Source organism: Glutamicibacter sp. 363 (assembly GCF_052379505.1).
GTDB lineage: Bacteria > Actinomycetota > Actinomycetes > Actinomycetales > Micrococcaceae > Glutamicibacter.
Genome location: NZ_JBQSYR010000079.1, coordinates 1 through 1,013 on the forward strand (window position 1 = coordinate 1; position 1,013 = coordinate 1,013).

Here is a 1,013-nt window from a genome sequence, read left to right on the forward strand (position 1 = left end):
AGAGATCGCGCCAATAGATGGGCCAAAACCACGGTAACTATTAATGCCAGAGTAATTAACCAAGTCACCAACGTCATTAAGCAGTGAAGCAGGCACGGACAGTGTTAAACATATTTCGACCAAGAAAAAGTTTGACACAGGAAGTCACGTGCCTGCCCTACCATCATCCATCATGAACCCCCTCTGGAGCCAATTCGAAGCACTGCTCCCAGAGCGAAACGTCACACACCCCTGGGGATGCCACAAACCAAGAATCAGCGACCGGATCATCTTCGACAAACTCATCCAGGTCCTCATCCTTGGAGCGGCCTACGCAAAAATCAGCGACACCACCTGCTCAGCAACCACCATCCGTCGCCGCCGCGACGAATGGATCACCGCCGGGATTTTCAACGACCTGGAACAGCTCTGCCTGGAAGCTTACGACCGCATCGTTGGGCTCGACCTTGAAAACCTCGTCATTGACGGCTGCTTGGTCAAAGCACCCTGCGGCGGCGAAGCTGCCGGCAAATCCCCAGTAGACCGCGGCAAGCAAGGCACCAAACGCTCCCTGATGACCGATGGGAAAGGCATCCCCGTCGGCTGCGTGATCGCTGGAGCGAACCGGCACGATTCACCGTTGCTGCGCCCGACCCTCGAACGCCTTTCCCGATTTGGATACCTGCTCCCAGAGCAGATCAAGGTTCATCTGGATGCCGGCTACGACAGCCGGCAAACCCGAGGCTTGCTCACCGAGCTAGGATGCGACTGGGAAATCAGCACCAAGGGCGAACCCTTGCAAGCCGGAGTCCGCTGGGTCGTGGAACGAACCAACTCGTGGCACAACCGCGGGTTCAAAAAGCTAGCGATCTGCACCGAACGAAGGGCTCGTGTTATTGAGGCAATGATCAGCTTGGCGAACAGCATTATCGTGCTCCGCAGGTTGATTCGCGAAGCATGGGTGACGTATCGGTGGGATTCACGGCCTAATCGAAAGCCTTAATGCTGGACGTTCACCTATTGGCGCGATCTCT

The 1,013-nt window shown here is 56.1% G+C and carries 1 protein-coding gene; it reads left to right on the top strand.

From position 1 onward, the window contains the following. Positions 1 to 148: 148 nt before the first annotated feature. Positions 149 to 982 carry an IS5 family transposase gene (locus ACT3UA_RS18930; RefSeq protein WP_096286794.1) on the top strand — a complete coding sequence of 278 codons (834 nt, stop codon included), beginning with the start codon at positions 149 to 151 and terminating at the stop codon, positions 980 to 982. Positions 983 to 1,013: the final 31 nt, after the last annotated feature.